This window comes from Archangium sp. (assembly GCF_036389735.1).
Classification (GTDB): Bacteria; Myxococcota; Myxococcia; order Myxococcales; family Myxococcaceae; genus Archangium.
In genome coordinates, this window is the sequence record NZ_DASVWK010000235.1 from 1 (window position 1) to 2,604 (window position 2,604).

A 2,604-nucleotide genomic window follows, 5' to 3' on the forward strand; every position below is an offset into this window, starting at 1 on the left:
CCGCGCTTCTCCAGCGTGGCCCAGCGCACCGGCGGCGCGGTGGGCTCCATCTGCCAGGGCAGCTACGGCTCCTTCCTCGACAAGCTGTACCAGCGCGCCGACGGGCCGCAGGCGGACTTCGCCTTGAGCGCGCAGCCCAACGGCACGGCGGAGATGTCGGTGCGCGTCCAGGGCAGGACGCTCCCGGTCGACCAGTGGCGCTATGACGCCGGCCACAACACGGTCGTCTTCCACTCCAGCGCCGTGCCCACCACGGGCCAGAACATCGAGGTCCGCTACCGCAGCGCCTGTCCGGTGATCCCCATGGCCCCTTGAGCGGCCCACAAGTCAAGGGGGGAGGGGCCCATCCGCACCCTTCCGCCCATGGGCCCGGGGCGGCTATGGTTGGCCCACCCGTGGAAACCTTCGGCCGCTACGAGCTACTCCGGAAACTGGCAACTGGAGGAATGGGCCAGGTCTTCCTGGCCCGGCAGAAGGGGCCCGTGGGCTTCCAGAAGCTCGTGGTGCTCAAGCGGCTGCTGCCCCACCTGTCCGAGGACTCGGACTTCATCAAGATGTTCCTGGACGAGGCCCGCATCGCCGGCAACCTCAACCACCCCAACATCGCCCAGATCTACGACCTGGGGGATGTGGATGGCGTGCTCTTCATCGCCATGGAGTACGTGCAGGGCGAGTCCGTCAATCAGGTGAGCGCGCGGGCCAACCATTACCGCAAGGGCGGGCTACCGCTGGGGCTCAAGTGCCGCATCATCGCGGACGCCGCCGCGGGGTTGGACCATGCCCACCGGGCGCGCAGCCCCTCGGGCCGCAGGCTGGGCCTCATCCACCGCGACGTGTCCCCGCAGAACGTGCTGGTGGGCTTCAACGGCAACGTGAAGCTCATCGACTTCGGCGTGGCCAAGGTCTCGGGGAAGCTGTCCCAGACCATTGTCGGCACCATCAAGGGCAAGCACGCGTACATGTCCCCGGAGCAGGCCCGCGGCGAGGAGCTCGACGCCCGCTCGGACGTGTACGGACTGGGAATCGTCTTCTACGAGCTGCTCACCAACCAGCGGCTCTTCAAGCGCGACTCGGACATGGCCACCCTGAAGGCCGTGGTGGGTGCCCGCGTGCCCCCGCCCTCCGAGGTCCTCCCCGACGCCCCGAAGTCGCTGGATGGCGTGGTGATGAAGGCCCTGGCCCGCAAGCGCGAGGAGCGCTTCCAGAGCGCCAGCGAGCTCCAGCTCGCCATCGAGGACTTCCTCCTCGCCGAGCGGCTCCCCGGCACCCAGGCCCACCTCACCGCGTTCATGAAGGACCTGTATGCCGAGGAACTGGAGGATGACCGCGTCTCCAGCGAGCCCACCGTCATCCAGTTCGACCCGCGGCTGATGCGAGAGCCCAGCTCCCCCTCGGCCACCAAGGTGGCGCCCATGCAGGGGCCGCCGGGCAAGACTCCGGCGCGGGGCAGCAAGGCGGCTCCCGCGGGCTCGGGAACGCCCGTGCGCACCCGGTCGGTGCAGGCAGCCCCCGCGACCAAACGTCCCCCGGGCTCTCGTGGGAACGGCGAGGAGCCGGAGAGCTAGCCGGCCCGGAGCCGTGCTTCAGGCCTGGGCGCCCTCGTACGTGACGCGCAGGCCCTGATGGGTCACTGTGACGAGCGGACGGCCGAACCAGCCGCAGTGCTTGCAGACACCATTCGCCCCCGCCGCGGTGATCCGCACCGGCAGATCCGCGCTACACACGGGGCAACCCTCGGGCAGCGTGTAGTCGCGCGGCGTGGCGTGCATTTCAGTCACATCGGTCATTGATTTGAGTTAACGCAGGCGGCGCGCTCCGCAAGGTCGCCATGGCTCCCACTGTTCATGACCCCGCGCGTCGCCCGCCTGACCTCCAGCCAGGCGAAACGCGCACGTCCCAGCGGGTGTCAGCTCGGCGCCGGCGCCGCGGCGTTGCCAGGCCCCAGACGCATGGGCTGCGCTCGGCCGTAGGTGAGCGAGCGCCACAGCCACTCGGCCGGGCCGAAACGGAAGCGCGACAGCCACCAGTGGCTGAGGGGCACCTGGAGCGCGAAGACGGCCAGCGCGAGCGCCACGCAGCCCGACGGCGGCATCCGTCCGATGAGGCCCAGCCCCCAGCCATCATAGAGGCAGAGGCTCACCACGGACTCCAGCAGGTAGTTGGTGAGCGCCATGCGGCCCACGGGGGCCAGCACCTGCATCACCTTCCGCCACCGCTCGCGCTGGAAGAGCAGGGCGAAAGCGGCCACGTACACCGCGGCCAGGCCCACGTAGCCCAGCTCCTGGATGGCGGACAGGGTGAGCATCCAGGAGTCCTTCGCCGGGTCCACCAGCCCCGCGAGGCGCAGGCGCTGCACCACCAGCCCCGTGCCATTGCCCAACACGCCCAGCACCAGCCCCCCGACGAGCAGCCGGCGGTGCCAGGGGCGATTGCGCTCCACGTCCTGGAGCAGCAGGTAGCGTCCCGCGAGCAGGCCCAGCAGGAAGCGGCCCAGGATGCCGCACATCCAGAGCAGTCGTTTGACCTGCGGGAGCATGTGCGCGACGTAGCGCGCGTTCGTCTCCTGGGTCGTCCTGAAGGAGTCGCTGGAGTGTCCCGCCAGGA

General features: G+C 69.8%; 3 protein-coding genes and 1 pseudogene. 2 read left to right on the forward strand and 2 right to left on the reverse strand.

The features are described 5' to 3' along the window. Together VF794_RS08585 and VF794_RS08590 are read left to right on the forward strand one after the other, a co-directional pair. Window positions 1-315, forward strand: a pseudogene (locus VF794_RS08585) (hypothetical protein); the annotation flags it as partial. 131 nt (window positions 316-446) lie between these two features. Then, the gene (locus VF794_RS08590) at window positions 447-1,565 is read left to right on the forward strand and encodes a serine/threonine protein kinase (RefSeq protein WP_414640890.1); all 1,119 of its coding nucleotides are present in this window, start codon (window positions 447-449) and stop codon (window positions 1,563-1,565) included. Window positions 1,566-1,583: 18 nt separating this feature from the next. Here the strand turns inward: VF794_RS08590 and VF794_RS08595 are convergent, their stop codons facing one another. Beyond that, complete coding sequence (locus VF794_RS08595) at window positions 1,584-1,769, reverse strand: hypothetical protein (protein WP_331108699.1); 186 nt, start codon at window positions 1,767-1,769, stop codon at window positions 1,584-1,586. A gap of 137 nt (window positions 1,770-1,906) precedes the next feature. Further along, on the reverse strand, window positions 1,907-2,604 hold a 698-nt coding region (locus VF794_RS08600; RefSeq protein ID WP_331108700.1), incomplete at its 5' end, for a DUF418 domain-containing protein.

Bases quoted from the DNA above. Each gene is read 5' to 3' on its own strand.
- VF794_RS08590 (WP_414640890.1), top strand. From the start codon at position 447: ATGGGCCAGGTCTTCCTGGCCCGGCAGAAGGGGCCCGTGGGCTTCCAG.
- VF794_RS08595 (WP_331108699.1), bottom strand. From the start codon at position 1,769: ATGCACGCCACGCCGCGCGACTACACGCTGCCCGAGGGTTGCCCCGTG.